Origin of the sequence: Streptomyces katrae (assembly GCF_002028425.1) — a bacterium.
In the GTDB taxonomy this organism is placed as follows: Bacteria; Actinomycetota; Actinomycetes; order Streptomycetales; family Streptomycetaceae; genus Streptomyces; species Streptomyces katrae_A.
This window is the reverse complement of record NZ_CP020042.1, coordinates 1,490,128-1,510,592: the sequence shown is the minus strand read 5'-3', so window position 1 is coordinate 1,510,592 and position 20,465 is coordinate 1,490,128. Positions and strand designations below refer to the sequence as shown.

General features: G+C 73.4%; 18 protein-coding genes. 13 read left to right on the top strand and 5 right to left on the bottom strand.

Features of this window, described 5'->3' with window-relative positions:
• Window positions 1-64: 64 nt before the first annotated feature.
• The 13 genes from B4U46_RS06815 (at window position 65) to B4U46_RS06755 (ending at window position 14,886) form a co-directional block, all read left to right on the top strand.
• On the top strand, window positions 65-805 hold the full coding sequence (locus tag B4U46_RS06815) for a type 1 glutamine amidotransferase domain-containing protein (RefSeq protein WP_079424947.1): 741 nt from the start codon (window positions 65-67) through the stop codon (window positions 803-805).
• Between the two features lie 191 nt (window positions 806-996).
• Window positions 997-2,481, top strand: coding sequence for an aldehyde dehydrogenase family protein (locus B4U46_RS06810; protein ID WP_079424945.1), 1,485 nt, complete (start codon window positions 997-999; stop codon window positions 2,479-2,481).
• Window positions 2,482-2,529: 48 nt separating this feature from the next.
• Window positions 2,530-3,138 (top strand): NADPH-dependent F420 reductase, encoded by a 609-nt coding sequence (locus tag B4U46_RS06805; protein WP_079424943.1) that lies wholly within the window; start codon window positions 2,530-2,532, stop codon window positions 3,136-3,138.
• Window positions 3,129-3,665 carry a (2Fe-2S)-binding protein gene (locus tag B4U46_RS06800; protein WP_079424941.1) on the top strand — a complete coding sequence of 179 codons (537 nt, stop codon included), beginning with the start codon at window positions 3,129-3,131 and terminating at the stop codon, window positions 3,663-3,665. Before B4U46_RS06805 ends, B4U46_RS06800 begins: the two co-directional genes overlap by 10 nt.
• A 5-nt stretch (window positions 3,666-3,670) precedes the next feature.
• A complete protein-coding gene (locus tag B4U46_RS06795; protein ID WP_079424939.1) occupies window positions 3,671-6,073 on the top strand; it encodes a xanthine dehydrogenase family protein molybdopterin-binding subunit in 2,403 nt (800 codons plus the stop codon).
• Window positions 6,070-6,897, top strand: a complete 828-nt coding sequence (locus B4U46_RS06790; protein WP_123995575.1) for an FAD binding domain-containing protein — start codon at window positions 6,070-6,072, stop codon at window positions 6,895-6,897. The genes B4U46_RS06795 and B4U46_RS06790 overlap by 4 nt, the downstream gene beginning before the upstream one ends.
• A gap of 42 nt (window positions 6,898-6,939) precedes the next feature.
• Entirely contained in the window at window positions 6,940-8,202 is a 1,263-nt protein-coding gene (locus B4U46_RS06785) for an MFS transporter (protein ID WP_079424935.1), read from the top strand.
• On the top strand, window positions 8,199-9,650 hold the full coding sequence (locus B4U46_RS06780) for an ATP-binding protein (protein WP_159402073.1): 1,452 nt from the start codon (window positions 8,199-8,201) through the stop codon (window positions 9,648-9,650). The genes B4U46_RS06785 and B4U46_RS06780 overlap by 4 nt, the downstream gene beginning before the upstream one ends.
• Before the next feature lie 79 nt (window positions 9,651-9,729).
• Window positions 9,730-10,071, top strand: coding sequence for a nuclear transport factor 2 family protein (locus tag B4U46_RS06775; RefSeq protein ID WP_079424931.1), 342 nt, complete (start codon window positions 9,730-9,732; stop codon window positions 10,069-10,071).
• An 81-nt stretch (window positions 10,072-10,152) separates the two neighbouring features.
• Window positions 10,153-10,797, top strand: a complete 645-nt coding sequence (locus tag B4U46_RS06770; protein ID WP_237292699.1) for a TMEM175 family protein — start codon at window positions 10,153-10,155, stop codon at window positions 10,795-10,797.
• Window positions 10,798-10,870: 73 nt separating this feature from the next.
• Window positions 10,871-12,163 carry a transposase gene (locus tag B4U46_RS06765; protein ID WP_079424929.1) on the top strand — a complete coding sequence of 431 codons (1,293 nt, stop codon included), beginning with the start codon at window positions 10,871-10,873 and terminating at the stop codon, window positions 12,161-12,163.
• Window positions 12,163-13,305 carry an XdhC family protein gene (locus B4U46_RS06760; RefSeq protein ID WP_079424927.1) on the top strand — a complete coding sequence of 381 codons (1,143 nt, stop codon included), beginning with the start codon at window positions 12,163-12,165 and terminating at the stop codon, window positions 13,303-13,305. Before B4U46_RS06765 ends, B4U46_RS06760 begins: the two co-directional genes overlap by 1 nt.
• Window positions 13,306-13,422: 117 nt before the next feature.
• A complete protein-coding gene (locus B4U46_RS06755; RefSeq protein WP_079431603.1) occupies window positions 13,423-14,886 on the top strand; it encodes a GuaB1 family IMP dehydrogenase-related protein in 1,464 nt (487 codons plus the stop codon).
• Here the strand turns inward: B4U46_RS06755 and B4U46_RS06750 are convergent.
• From B4U46_RS06750 to B4U46_RS06730, 5 genes are all read right to left on the bottom strand, one after another.
• Window positions 14,883-16,154 carry a sensor histidine kinase gene (locus B4U46_RS06750; protein ID WP_079424925.1) on the bottom strand — a complete coding sequence of 424 codons (1,272 nt, stop codon included), beginning with the start codon at window positions 16,152-16,154 and terminating at the stop codon, window positions 14,883-14,885. The two genes, B4U46_RS06755 and B4U46_RS06750, sit on opposite strands and share 4 nt — an antisense overlap.
• Window positions 16,151-17,887 (bottom strand): cation acetate symporter, encoded by a 1,737-nt coding sequence (locus B4U46_RS06745; RefSeq protein WP_079424923.1) that lies wholly within the window; start codon window positions 17,885-17,887, stop codon window positions 16,151-16,153. The genes B4U46_RS06750 and B4U46_RS06745 overlap by 4 nt, the downstream gene beginning before the upstream one ends.
• Window positions 17,888-18,028: 141 nt before the next feature.
• Window positions 18,029-18,304 carry a hypothetical protein gene (locus tag B4U46_RS06740; RefSeq protein WP_079424921.1) on the bottom strand — a complete coding sequence of 92 codons (276 nt, stop codon included), beginning with the start codon at window positions 18,302-18,304 and terminating at the stop codon, window positions 18,029-18,031.
• Between the two features lie 209 nt (window positions 18,305-18,513).
• Window positions 18,514-19,320: a LytR/AlgR family response regulator transcription factor gene (locus B4U46_RS06735; protein WP_079424920.1), complete on the bottom strand. Its 807-nt coding sequence runs from the start codon at window positions 19,318-19,320 to the stop codon at window positions 18,514-18,516.
• 97 nt (window positions 19,321-19,417) lie between these two features.
• Window positions 19,418-20,353 (bottom strand): SCO0930 family lipoprotein, encoded by a 936-nt coding sequence (locus tag B4U46_RS06730; RefSeq protein ID WP_079424917.1) that lies wholly within the window; start codon window positions 20,351-20,353, stop codon window positions 19,418-19,420.
• Window positions 20,354-20,465 lie beyond the last annotated feature (112 nt).

Below are 20,465 nucleotides of genomic sequence, written 5' to 3'. Positions count from 1 at the left end.
CCCCTTACGCCCCTCCTCCAGGGGCGTGTTGAATCGGCAGCGAATCCAGAACAAGGAGAGAATCATGAGGATTCTCGTCGTCTTGACGGCAAAGGCCACCCTCCATCTCCTGGACGGGGAGCAGCACCCCTCGGGCTTCTGGGCCGAGGAATTCGTGGTCCCCTACACCCTCTTCCAGGCCGCCGGCCACACCGTCGACGTGGCGACGATCGGGGGCGCCACCCCCACGGTCGACCAGACCAGCATCGACCCCGGCTTCCTGCGGTACGTCCGCCCGGAGGGCTCGCCCGACGAGGACGCCGCCAACGCGGCCGAGTACGTCCGCGTCATCGAGCAGGCCCCCCAGCTGCGCAGCCCCCTCGCGATCGAGTCCCTCGGCGAGAAGGACGTCGCCGGGTACGACGCCCTCTACATCAGCGGCGGCCACGGGGCCATCGGGGACCTGCCGAAGTCCGACGAGCTCGCGCAGGTGCTGCGCTGGGCCATCGCCCAGGACAAGCCCCTCGCCACCGTCTGCCACGGCCACACCGCCCTGCTCGCCCTGCGCGACGGGGAGGGCCGCTGGCCCTTCGAGGGCTACCGGATGACGGCGTTCTCCCATGACGAGGAACTGGTCACCAACATGGCCGGCCGACTCCCGCTGATCCTGGAGGCCGAGCTGACCAGACTCGGCGCCCGCTACGAGAAGGCCGACGTCATCTGGGACTCCCACGTCGTCGTCGACCGCAAGCTCACCACCGGCCAGAACCCCTACTCCTCCAAGGCCCTCGCCGAGACGTTCCTGCGCCGGCTCGAAGAGGCGTAGGGCCTGTCCGACCATTCCCACCGGGGCCGGCCCGCCCGGCACGCACGCTCGCCGCACGGCCGAAACGCCCAAGTAGCTCCGCTACGAGGGCGTCCCGGCCGCACGCCGATCGCACGCACCGAACGACCCGGCCTGATCCGGCGCGAATGGTCGGTCAGGCCCTAGCCCCCGCGACACCGGAAGGTGCAGCCATGACCAAGCGCGAGCTCAGCGGCCACCCGCTGGCCCACCCCGGGAAGCTGTTCATCGGCGGCCAGTGGGTCCCGGCCCGGGACGGCCGCACGGAACCGGACATCAGCCCGATCGACGGACAGGAGATCGTACCGGTGGCCCAGGCCGCCGCGACCGACGCGGACGCCGCCGTCGCGGCCGCCCGCACGGCGTACGAGGAGGGCCCGTGGAGCCGGCTGTCGGCCCAGGAGCGAGCGCTGCGGCTCAACCGCGTCGGTGAGCTGATCGAACGGGACCTGGAGGAGATCGCCCTGCTGGAAACGGTGGACATGGGCAAGCCGTTCGCCTTCTCCAGCACCGTCGACGCACCCATGGCCGCCCAGCTGATGCACTACTACGCGGGCGCGGTCACCAGGGTCGACGGCTCCTCCAGGGCCCCCGCCGGCGGCCAGCTCGCCTACACCCTGCGCGAGCCGCTGGGCGTGGTCTGCGCCATCACCCCGTTCAACTTCCCGCTGCTGCTGTCGATGACGAAGATCGCCCCGGCCCTCGCGGCCGGGAACACGGTGGTCCACAAGCCCTCCCCGGCCACCCCGCTCACCGCCCTGAAGATCGCCGAGCTGTTCCAGGAGGCGGAGATCCCCGACGGGGTGCTGAACGTGGTCACCGGGCCCGGCGTGGAGCTCGGCGAAACCCTCACCGGCCACCCCGGCATCGACAAGATCGCCTTCACCGGCTCCACCGCCGTCGGACAGTCGATCATCCGCAAGTCGGCCGGCACCCTGAAGAAGGTCACGATGGAACTCGGCGGCAAGTCCGCCAACATCGTCTTCGCCGACGCCGACCTCGACGCCGCCGAGGAACTGGCCTTCTTCGGCATCTACTACAACAAGGGCGAGATCTGCACGGCCGGCTCCCGGCTGCTGCTCCAGCGCCCCATCCACGACGAACTGGTCGAACGCCTGGTCCGCCGGGCCGCCGCCCTCAAGCCCGGGGACCCGCGCGACCCGGACACCCTCTTCGGGCCGCTGGCCCACCGCGCCCAGTTCGACAAGGTCAGCTCCTACATCGAGGTGGGCGAGAAGGAAGGCGCCCTCCTGCGCACCGGCGGCACCGGCTGGACCCCCGAGGGCGCCTCCAGCCAGGGCCTGTACTTCCTGCCTACCGTCTTCACCGGCGTCGACAACGGGATGCGGATCGCCCAGGAGGAGATCTTCGGCCCCGTCCTGTCGGTCATCCCCTTCGACACCGAGGAGGACGCCGTGCGCATCGCCAACGACAGCGCGTACGGCCTCGCCGCCGGCGTCCACACCAAGGACCTGCGCCGGGCCCACCGGGTCGCCTCGCAGATCAAGGCCGGCACCGTCTGGGTCAATTGCTACAACCAGTACGACCCCTCCGTCCCCTACGGCGGCTACAAGGCCTCCGGCTACGGCCGCGAGTGCGGCCCGGAGTCCCTGGAGAGCTACACCCAGACCAAGTCGGTCTGGATCGGCATGGACTGAACGGACCCGACGTCCGGCACCGCCGGACCGAGCGATCGAGGAGCATCGATGCGGACAGGCGTCATCGGCACCGGACGGATCGGCTCGACCCTCGCGAGGATCCTGGTGGCGGCAGGCCACGAGGTGGTCCTCGCCAACGCCACCGGGCCGGAATCACTCGCCCCCCTGCTGGCCGAACTGGGCCCTGCCGCCACCGCGGCACGCCCCGCCCCGGCCGCGGGACGGGCCGACCTCCTGGTGCTGATGGTGCCGTACGCGAGCGTGCGCGGGCTGCTGCCCCCGCACGTCGTGCAGGACAAGGTGCTGGTGGACGCCACCAACGCGTTCAGCGGCCCCGGCACCCCCGCCGACCTGGGCGGGCGCACCTCCAGCGAACTGGTCGCCGAGTGGTACCCCGGTGCCCGGGTCGTGAAATCCCTGAACACCATGCATTTCGAAACCCTGGCCACTGCCGGCAAATCCGCAGGGGAACGCCTCGCGCATTACACGGCGGGCGACGACCCCAAAGCGAAGGAAATCGTCGCGGGAATCATCGCCGATCTCGGATTCGCCGCCGTCGACACCGGATCGCTGCACTCCGGAGGAATTCTCCAGCAGCCCGGCGGCCCCCTCTTCAACCGGTCGCTCACGGAAGCGCAGGCGCTCGCATGGATCTGACACCCGCCCCCACCCTGACCCTCCACGTGAACGGGAGACCCGAGGAGTTCGCGGCCCGGCCGAGCGAACTCCTCGTGGAACGGCTCCGCGACGGACTCGGGCTGACCGGCACCAAGGTCGGCTGCGACACCGGCCAGTGCGGCACCTGCGTGGTCCGCCTCGACGGCCGGTCCGTCAAGAGCTGCCTGGTCCTGACCGCCTCCGCCGCCGGCTCCGAGGTCACCACCATCGAGGGGGTGTCCGAGCGGGGCGGTGAACTGACCGGCCTCCAGGAGGCCCTGCGCCAGGAGCACGGCACCCAGTGCGGGTTCTGCACCCCCGGGATGGTGATGGCCCTCGGCGAGCTCGTGGAGAACACCACTCCCGGAACGGCGCCCACCGAGCCCGAGATCCGCGAGTGGCTCACCGGCAACCTGTGCCGCTGCACCGGCTACCACAGCGTGGTCCGCGGCGTGCAGCGCGCCTGCGCCGCGCCGCCGCCGGCCCCTTCCGCCGGGTCCGCCGTGCCCGCGGCCGAGGGGCGGTGAGGGGGATGACCACCGTGACGGGGGAGAGCACCACCGCGGGCACCGTCCTCGGGCAGCCGCTCGACAGCCGCGAGGACCCGCAACTGCTGCGCGGCGAAGCCGTGTACGTGGCGGACATCGACCTGCCCGGCACCGCCCACATGGCCATCCTCGGCAGCCCGGTCGCCCACGCGAGGATCCTCTCCATCGACACCGCGGCGGCCGAGCGGCTGCCGGGCGTCCTGAAGGTGGCCACCGCCGCCGACTTCACCGACGTCATGCCGCTGCCCTGCATCTGGATACCCGGCGGGGTGGAGAGCCACTTCCCGCCCCACCCCTACGGACTGCCCGGCGCCCGCCCGGTCCTCACCGGGGACACCGTCCGGCACGTCGGCGATCCCGTGGCCGTCGTCGTCGCCGAGACCCCGCGCCAGGCCGCCGCCGCCCTCGCCGCGATCGACGTGGCCTACGAACCGCTGCCCGTGGTCACCCGGGCCGACGAAGCCCTCGCCGAGGGGGCGCCCCAGCTGCACGAGGCCGTCCCCGGCAACCTCAACGCGTACTGGACCTGCGGCGACAAGGACCGCACCGACGCGGCGATCGCCCGCGCCGAGGTCACCGTCGAGCTGGACCTCGTCAACCAGCGCACCATCAACAGCCCCATCGAACCGCGCGGGGCCGTCGGCGACTACAACGCCGCCACCGGCGAGTACACCCTCTACGCCTCCACCCAGGGCCCGCACAACCACCGGTTCCTGCTCTCCGCGCTGGTCCTCGGCATCCCGTTCAACAAGCTCCGCGTGATCGCCCCGACCGTCGGCGGGAGCTTCGGCACCAAGGGCTACCTCTACCCCGACATGGCGCTGGTCCTGCTGCTCTCCAAGGCGCTCGGCCGGCCCGTCAAATGGGTCGACACCCGCACCGGGCTGATGAACTCCACCGTCCAGGGCCGCGACCACCGCCAGCACGTCACCCTCGCCGGCACCCGCGACGGCCGGATCACCGCCGTGCGCTGCACCAGCTACGCCAACCTCGGCGCCTACCCCTCCACCATCGGCCCCGGCGTCGCCACCGCCCTGATGGGCCGCTCCATCAGCGGCATGTACGAGATCCCCGCCGCCTTCTGCGAGGTGTACGCCGCCTTCACCAACACGGTCTCCCTCGGCGCCCAGCGCGGCAGCGGACGCGCCGAGGCCGCCTTCCTGATGGAACGCCTCGTCGACCGGTACGCCGCCGAGATCGGCATGGACCCGGCGGAGGTCCGCCGCAGGAACCTGGTGCCCAAGGAGAAGTTCCCGTACGACAACGGCCTCGGCTGGACCTACGACTCCGGGAACTACGCGCCCAACTTCGAGCGGGCCCTGGAGCTGGCCGGGTACGCCGGCATGCCCGCCCGCAAGGCGGCGGCCCGCGCCCGCGGCAAGCGCCTGGGCGTCGGCATCGCCACCTACGTGGCCATCTGCGGGGTCGGCCCCTCGACCCGGATGTCCAAGGAGGGCATGCTCGGCGGCACCTGGGAGAGCGCCAACATCCGCGTCCACCCCACCGGCGAGGTCACCGTCACCGTCGGCTCCGCCTCCACCGGCCAGAGCCACGGCACCGTCTTCGCGATGGTCGCCGCCGACGAACTCGGCATCGACCCGGCGCAGGTCCAGGTGTACGAGGGGGACACCCTCAAGGCCCCGTACGGGCAGGGCACCTACGGCTCCCGCTCCTACAGCATGGCCGCCCCCGCCGTCGCCCTCACCGCCCGCAAGATCAAGGCCAAGCTGATCAAGGCCGGGGCCGTCTTCCTGAACGTCCCCGAGGACAAGGTCGTCTACGAGCACGGCGGCGTCCACGAGGCCGGAAACCCGGAGAACGCCAAGACCTTCGCCGAACTGGCCATGGCCATGTGGTACGGCTGGGGCCTGCCCCCCGAGATCGAACCGGCCCTGGACGAGACCACCCACTTCGACCCGCCGGACTTCAACTACCCCTTCGGCACGCACGTCGCGGTGGTCGAGATCGACGAACTCACCGGTGAGACCGAGGTGGTCGACTACACCGCCGTGGACGACGCCGGGAACATCGGGAACCCGAAGATCGTCCACGGCCAGATCGAGGGCAGCATCGTGCACGGCCTGGGCCAGGCCCTGATGGAGGCCGCCGAGTACGACGAGAACGGCATCCTGCTCAGCTCCGACCTGACCCACTACGCCCTGCCCCGGGCGGCCGACGTGCCCTTCTTCACCCTCGACCGGACCGTCACCCCCTCCCCGCACAACCCGCTCGGCGCCAAGGGCGCGGGCGAGATCGCCACCGTGCCGCCCGCCGCCGCCGTCGTCAACGCGGTGGTCGACGCCCTCGCCGACCTGGGCGTCCAGCACATCGACATGCCGCTGACCCCCGAGAAGGTCTGGCGCGTACTGGAAGGAGGGGCCCGGTGATCCTCGCCGACTTCGACTACGTCCGGCCCGCCTCCCTCGAAGAGGCCCTCGACCTCCTCGCCGGCACGGACGGGGCCCGGGTGCTCGCCGGCGGCCAGAGCCTGCTGCCCGCCCTGCGCACCGGAGCCGACCGGGCCCGCCTGCTGGTCGACCTGCGCCACCTCGCGGCCCTGCACGGGGTCGCACGGACCGGCGGCGAGCTGCGGATCGGGGCGCTGACCACCCTCGCCGAGCTCGCCGCGCACCCGCAGGTGCGGGCCGGGGCCCCGGAGCTGGCCGCCGCGGCCCGCGCCAACGGCGACCCCCAGGTCCGCAACCTCGGCACCGTCGGCGGCAACCTGGCCGCCGCCGAGCGCCCCACCGACCTGCCCGTCGCCGCCATCGCCGCCGGCGCACGGGCCGAACTGGCCGGACCCGGCGGGACCCGAACCGTCCCGGCCGAGGAACTGGCCGCCTCCGGGGTGCCCGCCGGGGAGGTGCTGACCGCCCTGCTGGTGCCCGCCGCCGGAGGGGCGGCCGCCTTCGAGAAGACCGCCGACCGGGCCACCCGCTACCCGCTGTGCGCCGCCGCCGTACGGATCACCCCCGACGGGCCGCGGATCGCGGTCACCGGAGCCACCCCCCGCGCCCTGCGCCTGCGCGGGGTCGAGGACCGGCTGCGCGGGGGCGTCTACACGACGGGGGCGGTGCTCGCGGCGTTCCGCGCCGAGCCCAGGGAGCTGTTCGTCCCCGGGCGCGGTACCTCGGCCGAGTACCTCGGCCATCTCGCGGGCGTGCTCACCGCCCGCGCGCTGGCCCGGGCGGCGGCCCACAGCAGCGCCTGAGACGGCCCGCCGGGGCAGGGCGGGGGAGTGGAGTTGACGAGCGTGCCCGAACCGACCGAGACGACGACCACGGGAGACGTCCTGCACCCAGCCGGCGGCCGCGCGGCGGCCGGGCCGAGACCGTCCGGCTTCTGGGTGGTGGGCGCGGTCCTCGTCCTGCTGATGCTCTCCTCCTCCGTGCCCTCCGCCCTCTACGTGCTCTACCAGCAGCGTTGGGGACTGTCCTCCGGCGTCGTCACGGTGGTCTTCGCCGTGTACGCCGTCACCGTCCTCGCCGGGCTGCTGCTGTTCGGCTCGCTCTCCGACACCCTGGGGCGCCGGCCCGTCCTCGCCGCGGGGCTGGTCCTCGCGATCGTCTCGATGGGACTGTTCGCCGGGGCCGGGGGACTCGGCCTGCTGCTCGCCGCCCGCGCCGTACAGGGGCTGGCGGTGGGCCTGGCCACCGGGGCGATGGGGGCGGCCCTGCTGGAACTCAGCCCGCGCTCGCGGCCCGCCCTCGGGGCGCAGGTCAACAGCGCGGGACCGACCGTCGGCATCGGCCTCGGCGGGCTCGGGGCGGGACTGCTCGTCCAGTACGCGCCCGCCCCGACCGTGCTGAGCTACCTGCTGCTGGTCGTCGCCTTCGCGGCCACCCTGGTCGGGGTGGTCCGGATGGGCGAGAGCGCGCCCGGCGCCGGGGGCCGGCTCCGGGTGGCACCGCGCCGGATCCGCGTACCGCCCGCCATACGGCGCAGGTTCGCCGTGCTGGTGCTGACGATCGTGGCCGTCTGGACCGTCGGCGGCTTCTACCTCTCGCTCGGGCCGCACCTGGCCCTGTCCCTGCTCCACACCACCAACTACCTGGCCGGCGGGGCCACGGTGGCCCTGCTCGCCGGCTCCGCCACCGCCGCCCAGCTGCTGCTGGGCCGCACCGCACCGCTGCGCACCGCCGTGCTCGGGCTGCTCGGGCTGATCGCCGGGCTCGCCCTGGTGCTGCTGGCGCTCGGCCTCGGCTCGGCGCCCGTGTTCCTCGCCGCCACCGCCGTCCTCGGCAGCGGCTGGGGAGCGGCGTTCCTCGGCTCCTTCCGCGCGATCAGCACCCTCGCCGAACCCGAACACCGCGGCGAACTGACCGCCGCCGTCTACGTCTTCGCCTATCTCGCCATGAGCGTCCCGGCGGTCCTCGCCGGACTCCTGACCAACATCCACGGCCTGCAGCGCACCTCCGTCGGCTTCATGGCCGCCGTCGCCGCGGTGTGCGCGCTGGCCCTGTTCACGACCCTGCGGCTGGCGGCGCGCACCAGGGCCGAGGGGAGCACCCTGTGACCACTGTGAGCACCAAGGAGCTGCGGACCACCCTGCAGGGGCTGGAGATCTTCGCCGCCCTCACCGAGGACCAGCTGGACTGGCTCGTCTCGGTCTCCCACCTGCGCGTCCTGGCCGACGGGGAGGTCCTCTTCCGCGACGGGGACGAGGCCACCTGCTTCCACGTGCTGGTCTCCGGCGGGCTGGTCGTCACCAAGGTCGTCGACGGCCGGGAGGAGGTCCTGACCCGGCACTCCACCGAGGAGGAGAGCGCCGCCGCGGACGAGCACGACGGCAAGCCCACCGCCGCCCACCGGTTCACCGGGGAGCTGCCCCTGCTCACGGACGGCTCCTACGTGGCCACCGCCTCCGCCAGCGGCCCGGCGACCACCGTCGTGGCCTATCCCAAGCCGGTGTTCTTCGAGATGCTGACCCGTTGCAACGGGGTGGCCGCCGTACTGATTCCCGTGCTGGCCTGGCGGATCAAGTCCTCCGAGGTCCAGGCCCGCAAACGGGCCACCGTCGAGGCGCTGGGCACGCTGGCCGCCGGCCTGGCGCACGAGCTCAACAACCCGGCCGCCGCCGTGGCCCGCGCCGCGCAGGAGCTGGTGCCCGCCCTGGACCGGCTGACCGCCACCGCGTACGGGTGGGGGGCGGCCGCCACGGACGCGGAGCGCGGCGTGCTGGAGCGGCTGGCCGGGGAGCTGGACCGGCTCCCGCCGCCCGAGACCACCGACCCGCTGGCCCAGGCCGACGCCGAGGAGGAGATCACCGACTGGGCGCAGGAGGCCGGAGCGGCCCGGCCGGGACTGCTCGGCTCCGGGGCCTCCGACCTCGGGCTGGAGCTCGAATGGCTGCTGGAGCGGCTGGAGGGGATCGGCGAGGCCTCCCTGGCCGCCGCCCTGGACCACCTGGCGGCGCTGCTGGAGGCCCGTTCGCTGGCCGCCGAGCTGCGCGCGGCCGGGCCCCGCATCTCCCAGCTGGTCGCGGCCACCCGGGACTACGCCAACCTCGACCGGGCTCCCGAGCAGCGGTTCGCGGTGACCGACGGCCTGGAGAACACCCTGGTCGTGCTCCGCTCCAAGCTCGCCGGGATCACCATCGTCCGCGCCTACGAACCGGACCTGCCGGAGCTGACCGGGTACCCGGGGGAGCTCAACCAGGTGTGGACCAACCTGGTCGACAACGCGGCCGAGGCCATGGAGGGCGCGGGCACGCTGACCCTGCGCTGCCACGCCGAGGGCGTCTGCATGGTCGTGGAGATCACCGACACCGGCCGGGGCATCCCCGAGGACGTCCTGCCGCGCATCTTCGAGCCCTTCTACACGACCAAGGACGTGGGCAAGGGCACCGGTCTGGGGCTGCACCTCAGCTACCGGATCGTGACCCAGCGCCACCACGGGTCGATCACGGCCCGCTCCCGGCCGGGCGAGACCCGGATGCTCGTACGCCTGCCCCTGGCGGGCTGAGCCGGCGCCCCGGTCGGCCCGCCCCCGCGAACCGTCACCCCGCAAGCCGTCACCCACTCCCACCGAAAGGAAGTCGAACATGGCCAAGTACGACATCTCCGCGCTGCACCCGGTCTTCGTCCGCCAGATGGACGCCCTGGCCGCGCTGGACATCGAGGCGGTGATGAAGAACTACACCGAGGACGCCGTCCTGGTCCGCTTCGAGGGGGCCTCGGTGGGCATCGAGGCCGTTCGCGAGACGTTCACCGGCTATCTCACCCTCAAGCCCACGCTGGTCGAACTCCAGGAGTACATCGAGACCGACGACACCATCTTCTACCGGGCGATCATGAACCTGAACGGCGCTCCGGAGCAGGCGTTCGGGACACTCGTCGTCCGCGATGGCCGGATCTGGCGCCAGACGGCCGGCTTCGGCAGCTGACCGCCCTTTCGTGGGTAGCGTGGGCGGGGAGGGCGCGGGCGGCCCTCCCCGCGCACGTGAGGGAAATGTGAAGGGGAGGTCATGGAGCAGGAAACCAACCGGGTGGAGGCGTTCAGCGACGGCGTATTCGCCATCGTGATCACCATTCTGGTGCTGGAGTTAAAGGTTCCGGAAGAGCGGGGGTCCGCCCTGTGGCATGGGCTCCGGGAGCAATGGCCGCACTATGCCGCGTATCTGGTGAGTTTCCTCATCATCGGCGTGATGTGGGTGAACCACCACACGATCTTCAGTCACCTCAAGCGGGTCGACCGGCCCCTGTTGTTCCTGAATCTGCTGGTGCTGATGGTGGTTTCGGTGATTCCCTACACCACCAACATCCTCGCCGAGCACCTCATGGACGGGGATTCGGCCAACGTCGCCGCGATCCTCTACAGTTCGTGGACCGTCGTGTACGCCCTCGCGTTCCTGGGCTTCTGGTGGTACGTGACCAAGGTCGGCCACCTCTTCCACGAAGCGGTGGACAAGGACGGGGCCCGGGCCACCCGCGTCCGATTCGGGCTGGGTGCGGTCGCCTACCCCTTGACTGTGATTCTGTCCTTCTTCTCCGCACCTCTCACTCTCGTCGCACACTTCCTGATCGCCCTCTACTACGCGGCGAACCAGATCCCCATCCCGCTCGTGGTAGAGGAAGAGCGGCTCGAATCTGGCAGCGACCTCAGGAAGTAGCCGCAGGGCCCTACGGCCGTTCTCGGCCGTCAAGTAGGGTCAAGGTCTGATCTGGTCGCGGGGGAGGCTCCAGATGGTTCGCGCAGTGGTGCCGGAAGATTCCACCACGGAAATATCCGAATTGATCGACGAATTGATCTCGCTATTCTTCGAGTCATTACCGCGGCGGGACCAGCGAAACTGGGCCCGCGTTTATCTCGACGGTCTGGTCCGGACCAGCGGGAAGAAAACGATCCGCAACATCGCCGGAACGGGGGCCAGTTCCGTGGAACAGAGCCTCCAGCAGTTCATCAGCAAGTCGCCGTGGGACTGGACCCCGGTGAGGCGGTCCCTCGCCCAGCACCTCGAACGCACCGCACAGCGCCCGCTGGCCTGGGTCGTCCAGCCCATGGTCATCGAGAAGGCCGGCGACCGCTCCGTGGGAGTCGGCAGGCAGTTCGTGCCCCAGCTCGGCCGCACCGCCAACTGCCAGCAGGCCGGCGGGATCTGGCTCGCCTCCAGCGAGGCCAGCTTCCCCGTCGAATGGACCCTCACCCTGCCCGGTCCCTGGACCAGCGAACTGCTGCGCCGCCGCCGGGCCGGCATCCCCGACACCGCACGCTCCCAGACACCCGCGCTGGACGCCGTCCACGCCGTCCAGCGCATGGCCGCCGGCTGGCAGCTCCAGCGCCGCCCGGTCGTCATGGAGGTCTCCAACTCCGATCTCCCTCCCGTCCTCGACGCCTTCACGCTCCAGGACATCCCCTTCGTCCTGAAGGTCGACGGCTCCCTGCCCGTCTCCTTCGGCGGCGCGGGCCGCCACAAGCCCGGCCCGTACACCGCACCCGCCCGCGAACTGATCGACTCGCTGCGCTCCCAGCGCCGCGTCGTCGAATGGACCCGGCACGGCCGGGCCGAGGGATCGGTCACCCTGCTCACCTCGGCCCACATCCTCGCCACCCCCGCCGAGGACCGGCCCGCGCCCGCCCCGCCCACCCCGCTGCTCCTGCTCGGCGCCTGGACCGAGGCCTCCCTGCTGCCCTCCGAGTTCTGGATCACCAACATCGGGGACCGGCCGCTCGCCCAGCTCTTCCTGCTCGCCAAACTCACCGACCGGGTCGCCCTGGACTTCACCGAGACCTGCGAACCCGTAGGCATCCGCGACTTCGAGGGCCGCTCCTTCCGCGGCTGGCACCACCACGCCACCCTCGCCAGCGTCGCCCACGCGGCCCGCCTGCTGGGCACCGGCGGTCGGCACCCCGACCCGGTGTCCCTCGCCTCGCCCGCCCGCTACCCGGGCGGACGCCCTCCCGGCCGGCCCCCCGCCGTCCTCCCGCCGCGGCCCCTGATCCCCGGCCAGTCCGCGCGCCGCGCGTACATCCGCTGATGCTCGACATCGCCGGACCCCTGCGCACCTGGTGCGCCGAACGCCGCGAGTTCGCCCTGGCCACCGTGGTCGCCGTCAGCGGCAGCGCGCCCCGCGGCCCCGGCGCCAGCCTGGCCGTGGACGCCGACGGCACCGCGCTCGGCTCCCTCTCCGGGGGCTGCGTGGAGTCCGCCGCCCACGAGCTCTGCCTGGACGCCATCGCCTCGGGCCGCGGCGGCGTCCACCGCTTCGGCTACAGCGACGACGACGCCTTCGCGGTGGGGCTGACCTGCGGCGGGGTCCTGGACGTGCTGGTCACCCCGGTACGCGGCCAGGACCCCGTCCGCCCCGTCCTCGGCTCGGTGCTCGACGCCGCCGCCGGCGGGGGCCGGGCCGCGCTGGCCCGGGTGGTCTGCGGACCGCCGGGCCAGCTCGGCCGGGCCCTGGCCGTCCACGTCGACGGCTCCTGGGAGGGCGGCCTCGACGGCGGAGCCGCCCTGGACCGGGCCGCCGCCGAACGGGTCCGGGCCCTGCTGCTCGCCGGCCGGACCGGCACCGCCGAGCTGGGCACCGCCGGCGGGCTGTGCGGCGAGCCCCTCACCCTGCTGGTGGAATCCGCCGCCGAACCGCCCCGGCTGATCGTCTACGGGGCCGTCGACCACGCCTCCGCCCTGGCCCGGATGGGGGCCTTCCTCGGCCACCGGGTCACCGTCTGCGACGCCCGGCCCGTCTTCGCCACCCCCGAGCGCTTCCCCGGCGCCGACGAGGTGGTCGTGGACTGGCCCCACCGCCACCTGGCCGCCGAACGCGACGCCGGGCGCCTGGACACCCGTACGGCCGTGTGCGTCCTGACCCACGACGCCAAGTTCGACGTACCCGTCCTCGCCCTGGCCCTGCGGCTCCCGCTCGCCTACGTCGGGGCCATGGGCTCGCGCCGCACCCACGCCGAGCGCACCGGACGGCTGCGGGCCGAGGGGGTGACCGAGGCCGAGCTGGCCCGCCTCAGATCGCCCATCGGCCTCGACCTGGGCGGGCGCACCCCCGAGGAGACGGCCCTCGCCATCGCCGCCGAGCTCACCGCCGTCCGCCACGGGGCCACGGCGGCCCCGCTCACCGGGGGCCTGCACCCCCTCCACCGCCCTTTCGGGACCAACGTCTCGTAGGAAAGGACCACCCGGCCCGGAATGTCCTGGACGATCGGCCCGGGCGGCATGAACCCCGGGCCGTGGGAGAATGAAGTACGTGCGTTTCCTCGGCTGCCTTCTGTCGAGGTACCTCCGATCGACTGGGATGTTCAGCACGTGCGTTTCCTCAATGACCTGAAGCCGCCGTACGACCTGACGTACGACGATGTGTTCATGGTGCCGAGCCGCTCCGCGGTCGGCTCCCGCCAGGGCGTGGACCTGGCCTCGCCCGACGGCACCGGCACCACCATTCCGCTCGTGGTCGCCAACATGACCGCGATCGCCGGCCGGCGCATGGCCGAGACCGTCGCCCGCCGCGGTGGAATCGTCGTCATCCCGCAGGACATCCCGATCGAGGTCGTCACCGACGTCATCTCCTGGGTCAAGACCCGCCACCTCGTGCTCGACACCCCGATCACGCTGGCGCCCACCCAGACCGTCGCCGACGCGCTGTCCCTGCTGCCCAAGCGCGCCCACGGCGCGGGCGTCGTCGTGGACGCCGACCACCGCCCCGTCGGCGTGGTCACCGACCACGACCTCACCGGCGTGGACCGCTTCACCCAGCTCTCCGAGGTCATGTCGAAGGAGCTCCTGCTCATCGACGCCGACATCGACCCCCGCGAGGCCTTCAACCAGCTCGACGCCGGCCACCGCAAGCTGGCCCCGGCCGTCGACAAGGACGGCAGGCTGGTCGGCATCCTGACCCGCAAGGGCGCCCTGCGCGCGACCCTGTACACCCCGGCCACCGACGCCGGCGGCAAGCTGCGCATCGCCGCCGCCATCGGCATCAACGGCGACTTCGTGGGCAAGGCCAAGCAGCTCCTCGACGCCGGCGTGGACACCCTCGTCATCGACACGGCCCACGGCCACCAGGAGTCGATGATCAACGCGATCAAGGCCGTCCGCGCGCTGGACCCGCAGGTCCCGATCGTGGCCGGCAACATCGTCGCCGCCGAGGGCGTCAAGGACCTCATCGACGCCGGCGCCGACATCATCAAGGTCGGCGTGGGCCCCGGTGCCATGTGCACCACCCGCATGATGACCGGCGTGGGCCGCCCGCAGTTCTCCGCGGTCCTGGAGTGCGCCGCCGAGGCGAAGAAGTACGGCAAGCACGTCTGGGCCGACGGCGGCGTCCGCCACCCGCGCGACGTGGCCATGGCCCTCGCGGCCGGCGCCTCCAACGTCATGATCGGCTCCTGGTTCGCCGGCACGTACGAGTCCCCGGGCGACCTCCAGCAGGCCGCCGACGGCCGCCTGTACAAGGAGTCCTTCGGCATGGCCTCCGCCCGCGCCGTGCGCAACCGCACCTCGGAGGAGTCCGCCTACGACCGCGCCCGCAAGGCGCTGTTCGAGGAGGGCATCTCCACCTCCCGCATGTTCCTCGACCCGGCCCGTCCGGGCGTCGAGGACCTGATCGACTCGATCATCGCCGGTGTCCGCTCCTCCTGCACCTACGCGGGCGCGGGCTCCCTCGCCGAGTTCGAGGAGAAGGCCGTCGTCGGCATCCAGTCCGCCGCCGGCTACGCCGAGGGCAAGCCGCTGCACGCCAGCTGGAGCTAGTCCTCCCGGGCTCCGCCCGACGCCCCGCCCCCCGCCGGACCGGCCGGGGGGCGGGGCGTCGTCGTGTGCACCCCCGCCCGGTACTTGGGGATCCGGACCGTGACCTTCATACCCGCGCCCACACCCGTCTCTACCACCAGCCCGTAGTCGTCCCCGTACACCTGCCGCATCCGCTCGTCCACGTTCGGCAGCCCGATCCCCGACGAGGAACCCGCCCGGTCCCCGGCCAGGATCCGGCGCAGCCGGGCCGGATCCATGCCCACGCCGTTGTCCTCGATCGTCAGCACCGCCTCCGCGCCCGCGTCCCGGGCCGCGATCGTGATCCGGCACTCCCCGGCGGAGTCCTCCACCCCGTGCTTGACGGCGTTCTCCACCAGCGGCTGCAGACACAGGAACGGCAGCGCCACCGGCAGCACCTCCGGCGCCACCTGCAACGTCACCTTCAGCCGGTCCCCGAACCGGGCCCCGGCCAGCGCCAGATACCGCTCGATGGACCGCAGCTCCTCGGCCAGGGTGGTGAACTCCCCGTGCCGGCGGAAGGAGTAGCGGGTGAAGTCCGCGAACTCCAGCAGCAGCTCGCGCGCCCGCTCCGGATCGGTCCGCACGAACGAGGCGATCGCCGCGAGGGAGTTGAAGATGAAGTGCGGGGAGATCTGCGCCCGCAACGCCTTGATCTCCGCCTCCATCAGCCGGGTCCGCGCCCGGTCCAGCTCCGACAGCTCCAGCTGGACGGAGACCCAGCGCGCCACCTCCGTCGCCGCCCGCACCAGTACCGCCGACTCCCGCGACCCGTACGCGACCAGCGCGCCCAGCACCCCGTCCTCACCGGTCAGCGGGGCGAACACCGCCCACTTCAGCGGGCAGTCCGGCCGCGGGCACTCCGTGCGCACGCTCTGGCTGCGCCCCGACTCCAGCATCACCGCCACCCGGGCCATCGCCCGCCGCTGGTGGTGGTCGGCGCCCGGCCCGTCCCAGGCCAGCACCGCCTCCCGGTCCGTCAGGCACAGCGCCTCCGTGCCCAGCAGCGAACGCAGCCGCCGCGCCGCCTTGCGGGCGGCGTCCTGGGTCAGCCCGGCGCGCAGCGGGGGAGCGGCCAGCGAGGCGGTGTACAGGGTGTGGAACGTCGCCCGCTCCACCGGGGTCCCCAGTCCCGGCCCGGCCGCCCGCTCCCCGCGACGCCCGGCCTGCCACCGGCCGCCCGCCCAGCCCAGGCCCACGAGCAGCACCGCCCCAGCCGCGGCCAGCACCGCCTGCGCGGCCGCGGTCACCAGGCACCCCCGCCGGACCGCCGGGCCCCGGCCACGTCCTCCGGGAGGTGGAGCCGCGCCAGTGCCGCCCCCACCGCGGCCGGGACCCGGGACCGGGTGGCCAGCGACACCGACACCATCGTCAGGAACCCCAGCGGCACGGACCACACCGCCGGCCAGGCCAGCAGCGCGTGCGCCCACCCCCGCGGGACCAGCCCGCTGCGGGTGGCCACCACCGCGCCCAGCGCCGCCCCGCCACCGGTGAGCAGGCCCGCCACCGCGCCGGGCGGGGTCAGCCCCCGCCACCAGATGCCCAGCACCAGCAACGGACAGAAGGAGGACGCCGACACCGCGAAGGCCAGCCCGACCGCGTCCGCGACCGGCACCTGGGTGGTCACGAACCCGCCCGCCAGCGGCACCGCCATCGCCACCACGACCGCGAACCGGAAACTGCCCACCCCCCGCCGGGGGAGCACGTCCTGGTGCAGCACCCCGGCCACCGCCATGGTCAGCCCCGAGGCCGTCGACAGGAACGCCGCGAAGGCGCCCCCGGCCAGCAGCGCCCCCAGCAGGTCGCCGAGCAGCCCGCCGAGCATCCGCTCCGGCAGCACCAGCACCACCGCGTCGGCGTCCCCGGTCAGCGCCAGCTCGGGCGCGTAGATCCGGCCCAGGGCCCCGTACACCTGCGGCAGCAGGTAGAACACCCCGAGCAGGCCGAGCACGACCAGGGTGGTGCGGCGGGCGGCCCGCCCGTCGGGGCTGGTGTAGAAGCGGACGGCGACGTGCGGCAGGCCCATGGTGCCGAGGAAGGTGGCCAGGATCAGCCCGTAGGTGGCGTACAGCCGGTGCTCCCGCTCCCCGCCGGACAGCGGCTTCGACCAGCCCGGGGTGTCCCGGACGGCCCCGGCGGGGGAGTCGGGGACGGCCGAGCCGGCGGCGAACTCCAGCCGGGTGCGGGCCTGGACGGAGTGCCGGCCGGGCTCCAGCGTCAGCGGGGCGTCCCGGTAGGCGCGCCCGTCCACCCGGCCCGTCACCTCCAGGGCCAGCGGCTCGCGCACCGACAGCCGGACGTCCTCCCCGAGGGTGACGGCGGTGTGCTCGCGGAAGACGGCCGGGGCGTCGAAGGAGGCGCGGGGCGCGCCGTCGCCCGCCCAGGCGGCGACCAGGAAGAAGGCGGGCACCAGCAGGGCGGTGAGCTTGAGCCAGTACTGGAAGGCCTGCACGAAGGTGATGCTGCGCATCCCGCCCGCCGCGACCGCCGCCGTGACCACGCAGGCGACGACCAGACCGCCCGCCCAGGGCGGCGCCCCGGTCAGCACCTCCAGGGTCAGCCCCGCCCCCTGGAGCTGCGGCAGCAGGTACAGCCAGCCGACGCCGAGCACGAACAGCACCGCGATGCGCCGCACCCCCTGGGACTGGAGCCGGTCCTCGGCGAAGTCCGGCAGCGTGTACGCCCCGGAGCGGCGCAGCGGGGCCGCGACGAACACCAGCAGGACGAGGTACCCGGCGGTGTACCCGACGGGGTACCAGAGCATCTCCGGGCCCTGGAGCAGCACCAGCCCGGCGACCCCGAGGAAGGAGGCGGCGGACAGGTACTCCCCGCCGATGGCGGCCGCGTTGAGCCGGGGGCCCACGGTGCGGGAGGCGACGTAGAAGTCGGAGGTGGTCCGCGATATCCGCAGCCCGAGCGCGCCGACGAGCACCGTGGCCAGCACGACGACGGTGACCGCGGTCAGCGCGTACGTCTGGTTCACGGGGGTCCTTCGACGGGCGGGGGAGGGGATCATGGGAGTCTACGCAGCCCCCGGGCCCCGGAACAGGCGCGTTCCGGCCCTTGACCCGGGGTGGGTGCGCCCTGCCCCCCGCCGGGCTGCGGCCGCCGTGGCGCGGGCGGGTCAGAGGGCCGGGTCGCGGTGTTCCGCGCAGTCGCGGAGGGCGATCTCCAGTTCCACGTACGACTCTTCGGCCCGGCGGAAGGCCAGCGTCAGGGCCGCCTCCGCGCTCGCCGGCAGCTGCTCGCGGGTGCCCTCCCGGGCCTCGTACAGCACGTCGGCCCAGCGGGCGGCGGCGCTGCGCAGGCGGGCCAGCAGTGCCTCGGCCTCCGCGGGGCCGGCGGCCCGGGTGCGGGGCAGTCCGGTCAGCGCGTCAAGCAGCGCCTCGATCTCGGACATTTCGCTCCTCCCGGGGCCGGAAGATCCACGATACGGCGGCCCCGGGGGCGGCGGGCCCGAACGCCCCGCCGCTGCGGCCGACGGGCCCGGTGGATCGCCGTACGCCCCTCCCCGAGCGACGAACGGCGTCTTGGTACGCCGGACGGTCGTCCGGGCACGGAGGCGTGAGCCGGTGGCACGGGAGGGCGCACGGGGGCGGGGCGGACGGGTCAGCCCGTCGCCTGGCGCATCAGGAGGTCGCGGAGCTGGCGGGCGTGGCGCCGGCTCACCTGGAGTTCGGCCGGGCCGACGCGGACGCTGGTGGTGCCCGCGTCGACGCGCAGTTCGTCTATCCGGCTCAGCGCCACCAGATGCCGCCGGTGGATGCGGACGAAACCCCGGGCCGCCCAGCGTTCCTCCAGCGTCGACAGCGGGATGCGCACCAGGTGGCTGCCCCCGTCGGTGTGCAGCCGCGCGTAGTCGCCCTGGGCCTCCACGTACGCGATGTCCGCGATGGCCACGAACCGGGTGACCCCGCCCAGTTCGACGGCGATCTGCTCGGGCGCCCGGTCGGCGGCGCCTTCCTCGGGAGCGGGCCTGCGCTGTTCCGGGACGGCCGCAGCGGGCGGCGCCGTCTCCTCGGGGCCGCCGAGCAGGGCACGGGCCCGCCGGACGGCCTCCGCCAGCCGCTCGGGACGCACGGGCTTGAGCAGGTAGTCCACCGCCTTGAGGTCGAAGGCCTGGACGGCGAAGCCCTCGTGCGCGGTGACGAACACGATCAGCGGTGGCCGCGCGAACCCGGCCAGCAGCCGGGCGACGTCCAGCCCGGTCAGCCCGGCCATCTGGATGTCCAGGAACACCACGTCGATGGCGTCGGGCCCGTCGGGCCCGCTCTCCACCGCCCGGGTGATCCGGCGCAGCGCTTCGGTGGCGTCCGAGGCCCCCTCCGCACTGAGCACCCGGTCGTCGGAGCGCAGCAGGTAGAGGAGTTCCTCGAGCAGGGGCTTCTCGTCGTCGACGGCCAGTACGCGCAGCATGGGCCGAGTCTAGGCACGGCCCCCGCCCGGGGGGGAGGAGGGCGGGGGCCGTGCGGCCGGTGTGCGGGGGGACCGGGACTCCGGTGGAACTCCGGGGCTACTGGGCGCCGATGAGCTTGCCGTCGGGGGCGACGGCGTACCAGGTGCCGCCCACGCCCTGGCCGTTGGCCTCGCCGGGCGCCTTGTCGCCGGTGAAGGTGTAGACGGGCCAGCAGTTGACGGTCTGCTGCTTCTTGCCGTCGGGGCGGTCGAGGACCAGGTAGTTCTTCTCGGCGATCCCCTCGCCCCGCGCCGCCGGGGCGACGACCGGCCACTTGGCGAGGCAGTCTCCGGTGCACTTGGAGACCATCGGCCAGGCGGTGTCGGGCTTGAAGCGGTAGACGGTCATGCCGTTGCCGTCGACGACGTGTTCGCCGAGCCGGGGGTCCTTGGCCACCGTCAGCGCGCCGGCCGCCTGGCCCGGTGCCCCGGCCGGAGCGGGGGCCGCCGCCTTGGCCGCCTTCTTGCCGTCCGGCGCGAGGGCGAACCAGGTGCCGCCGACGCCCTGCCCGTTCAGGTCGCCGGGCTTGGTGTCCTTGGCGAAGCGGTACGCGGGCCAGCCGGCCACGGTCAGCTGCTTGCTGCCGTCCCCCCGGACCACCTCGCCCAGCACGGCGGGGTCCATGCCCGCCGCGGCGGTCGCGTCGCCCGCCGGGACTGCCGGCCAGGCCTTGGCGCAGTCCCCGTCGCAGTGGGAGGCCGGGGGCTTCGCGGTGTCCTTGTCGAAGCGGTACAGGGTGAACCCGGCGCTGTCGGTGAGCACCGGCCCGAGCTTGTCGGTGGTGGAGACGGCGAGCGCGCCCGCGGGCTTGGCCCCGGTGTCCCCGGCGGGCTTGTCGCCGGCGTAGGGGTCGGCGGCGGGAGCGGCGGCGGCGGCCCCGGCCGGCTTGGCCGCGTCGGCCTTGTCGGCCTTGGCGTCCCCGTTGCAGGCGGTCGCGGCCAGAGCGACGACGACCGCGACCGCGGCCAGGGTGGTTCCGCGCTTGATGCCCATGGTGATCTCTCCCGTGTGTGTTTCCGCCGGGTCCGGGGGCTCGTCCGCCGCCGGACCCGTCAACTCGTGCGGAACACGGCCCCGGGGGAGCGCGGCGTTCACCGGGGGCGGT

Excerpts from the sequence above, each read along its gene's own strand:
- B4U46_RS06815 (WP_079424947.1), top strand. The coding sequence starts at position 65 with ATGAGGATTCTCGTCGTCTTGACGGCAAAGGCCACCCTCCATCTCCTG.
- B4U46_RS06810 (WP_079424945.1), top strand. The coding sequence starts at position 997 with ATGACCAAGCGCGAGCTCAGCGGCCACCCGCTGGCCCACCCCGGGAAG.
- B4U46_RS06805 (WP_079424943.1), top strand. The coding sequence starts at position 2,530 with ATGCGGACAGGCGTCATCGGCACCGGACGGATCGGCTCGACCCTCGCG.
- B4U46_RS06800 (WP_079424941.1), top strand. The coding sequence starts at position 3,129 with ATGGATCTGACACCCGCCCCCACCCTGACCCTCCACGTGAACGGGAGA.
- B4U46_RS06795 (WP_079424939.1), top strand. The coding sequence starts at position 3,671 with ATGACCACCGTGACGGGGGAGAGCACCACCGCGGGCACCGTCCTCGGG.
- B4U46_RS06775 (WP_079424931.1), top strand. The coding sequence starts at position 9,730 with ATGGCCAAGTACGACATCTCCGCGCTGCACCCGGTCTTCGTCCGCCAG.
- B4U46_RS06770 (WP_237292699.1), top strand. The coding sequence starts at position 10,153 with ATGGAGCAGGAAACCAACCGGGTGGAGGCGTTCAGCGACGGCGTATTC.
- B4U46_RS06765 (WP_079424929.1), top strand. The coding sequence starts at position 10,871 with ATGGTTCGCGCAGTGGTGCCGGAAGATTCCACCACGGAAATATCCGAA.
- B4U46_RS06760 (WP_079424927.1), top strand. The coding sequence starts at position 12,163 with ATGCTCGACATCGCCGGACCCCTGCGCACCTGGTGCGCCGAACGCCGC.
- B4U46_RS06740 (WP_079424921.1), bottom strand. The coding sequence starts at position 18,304 with ATGTCCGAGATCGAGGCGCTGCTTGACGCGCTGACCGGACTGCCCCGC.
- B4U46_RS06735 (WP_079424920.1), bottom strand. The coding sequence starts at position 19,320 with ATGCTGCGCGTACTGGCCGTCGACGACGAGAAGCCCCTGCTCGAGGAA.
- B4U46_RS06730 (WP_079424917.1), bottom strand. The coding sequence starts at position 20,353 with ATGGGCATCAAGCGCGGAACCACCCTGGCCGCGGTCGCGGTCGTCGTC.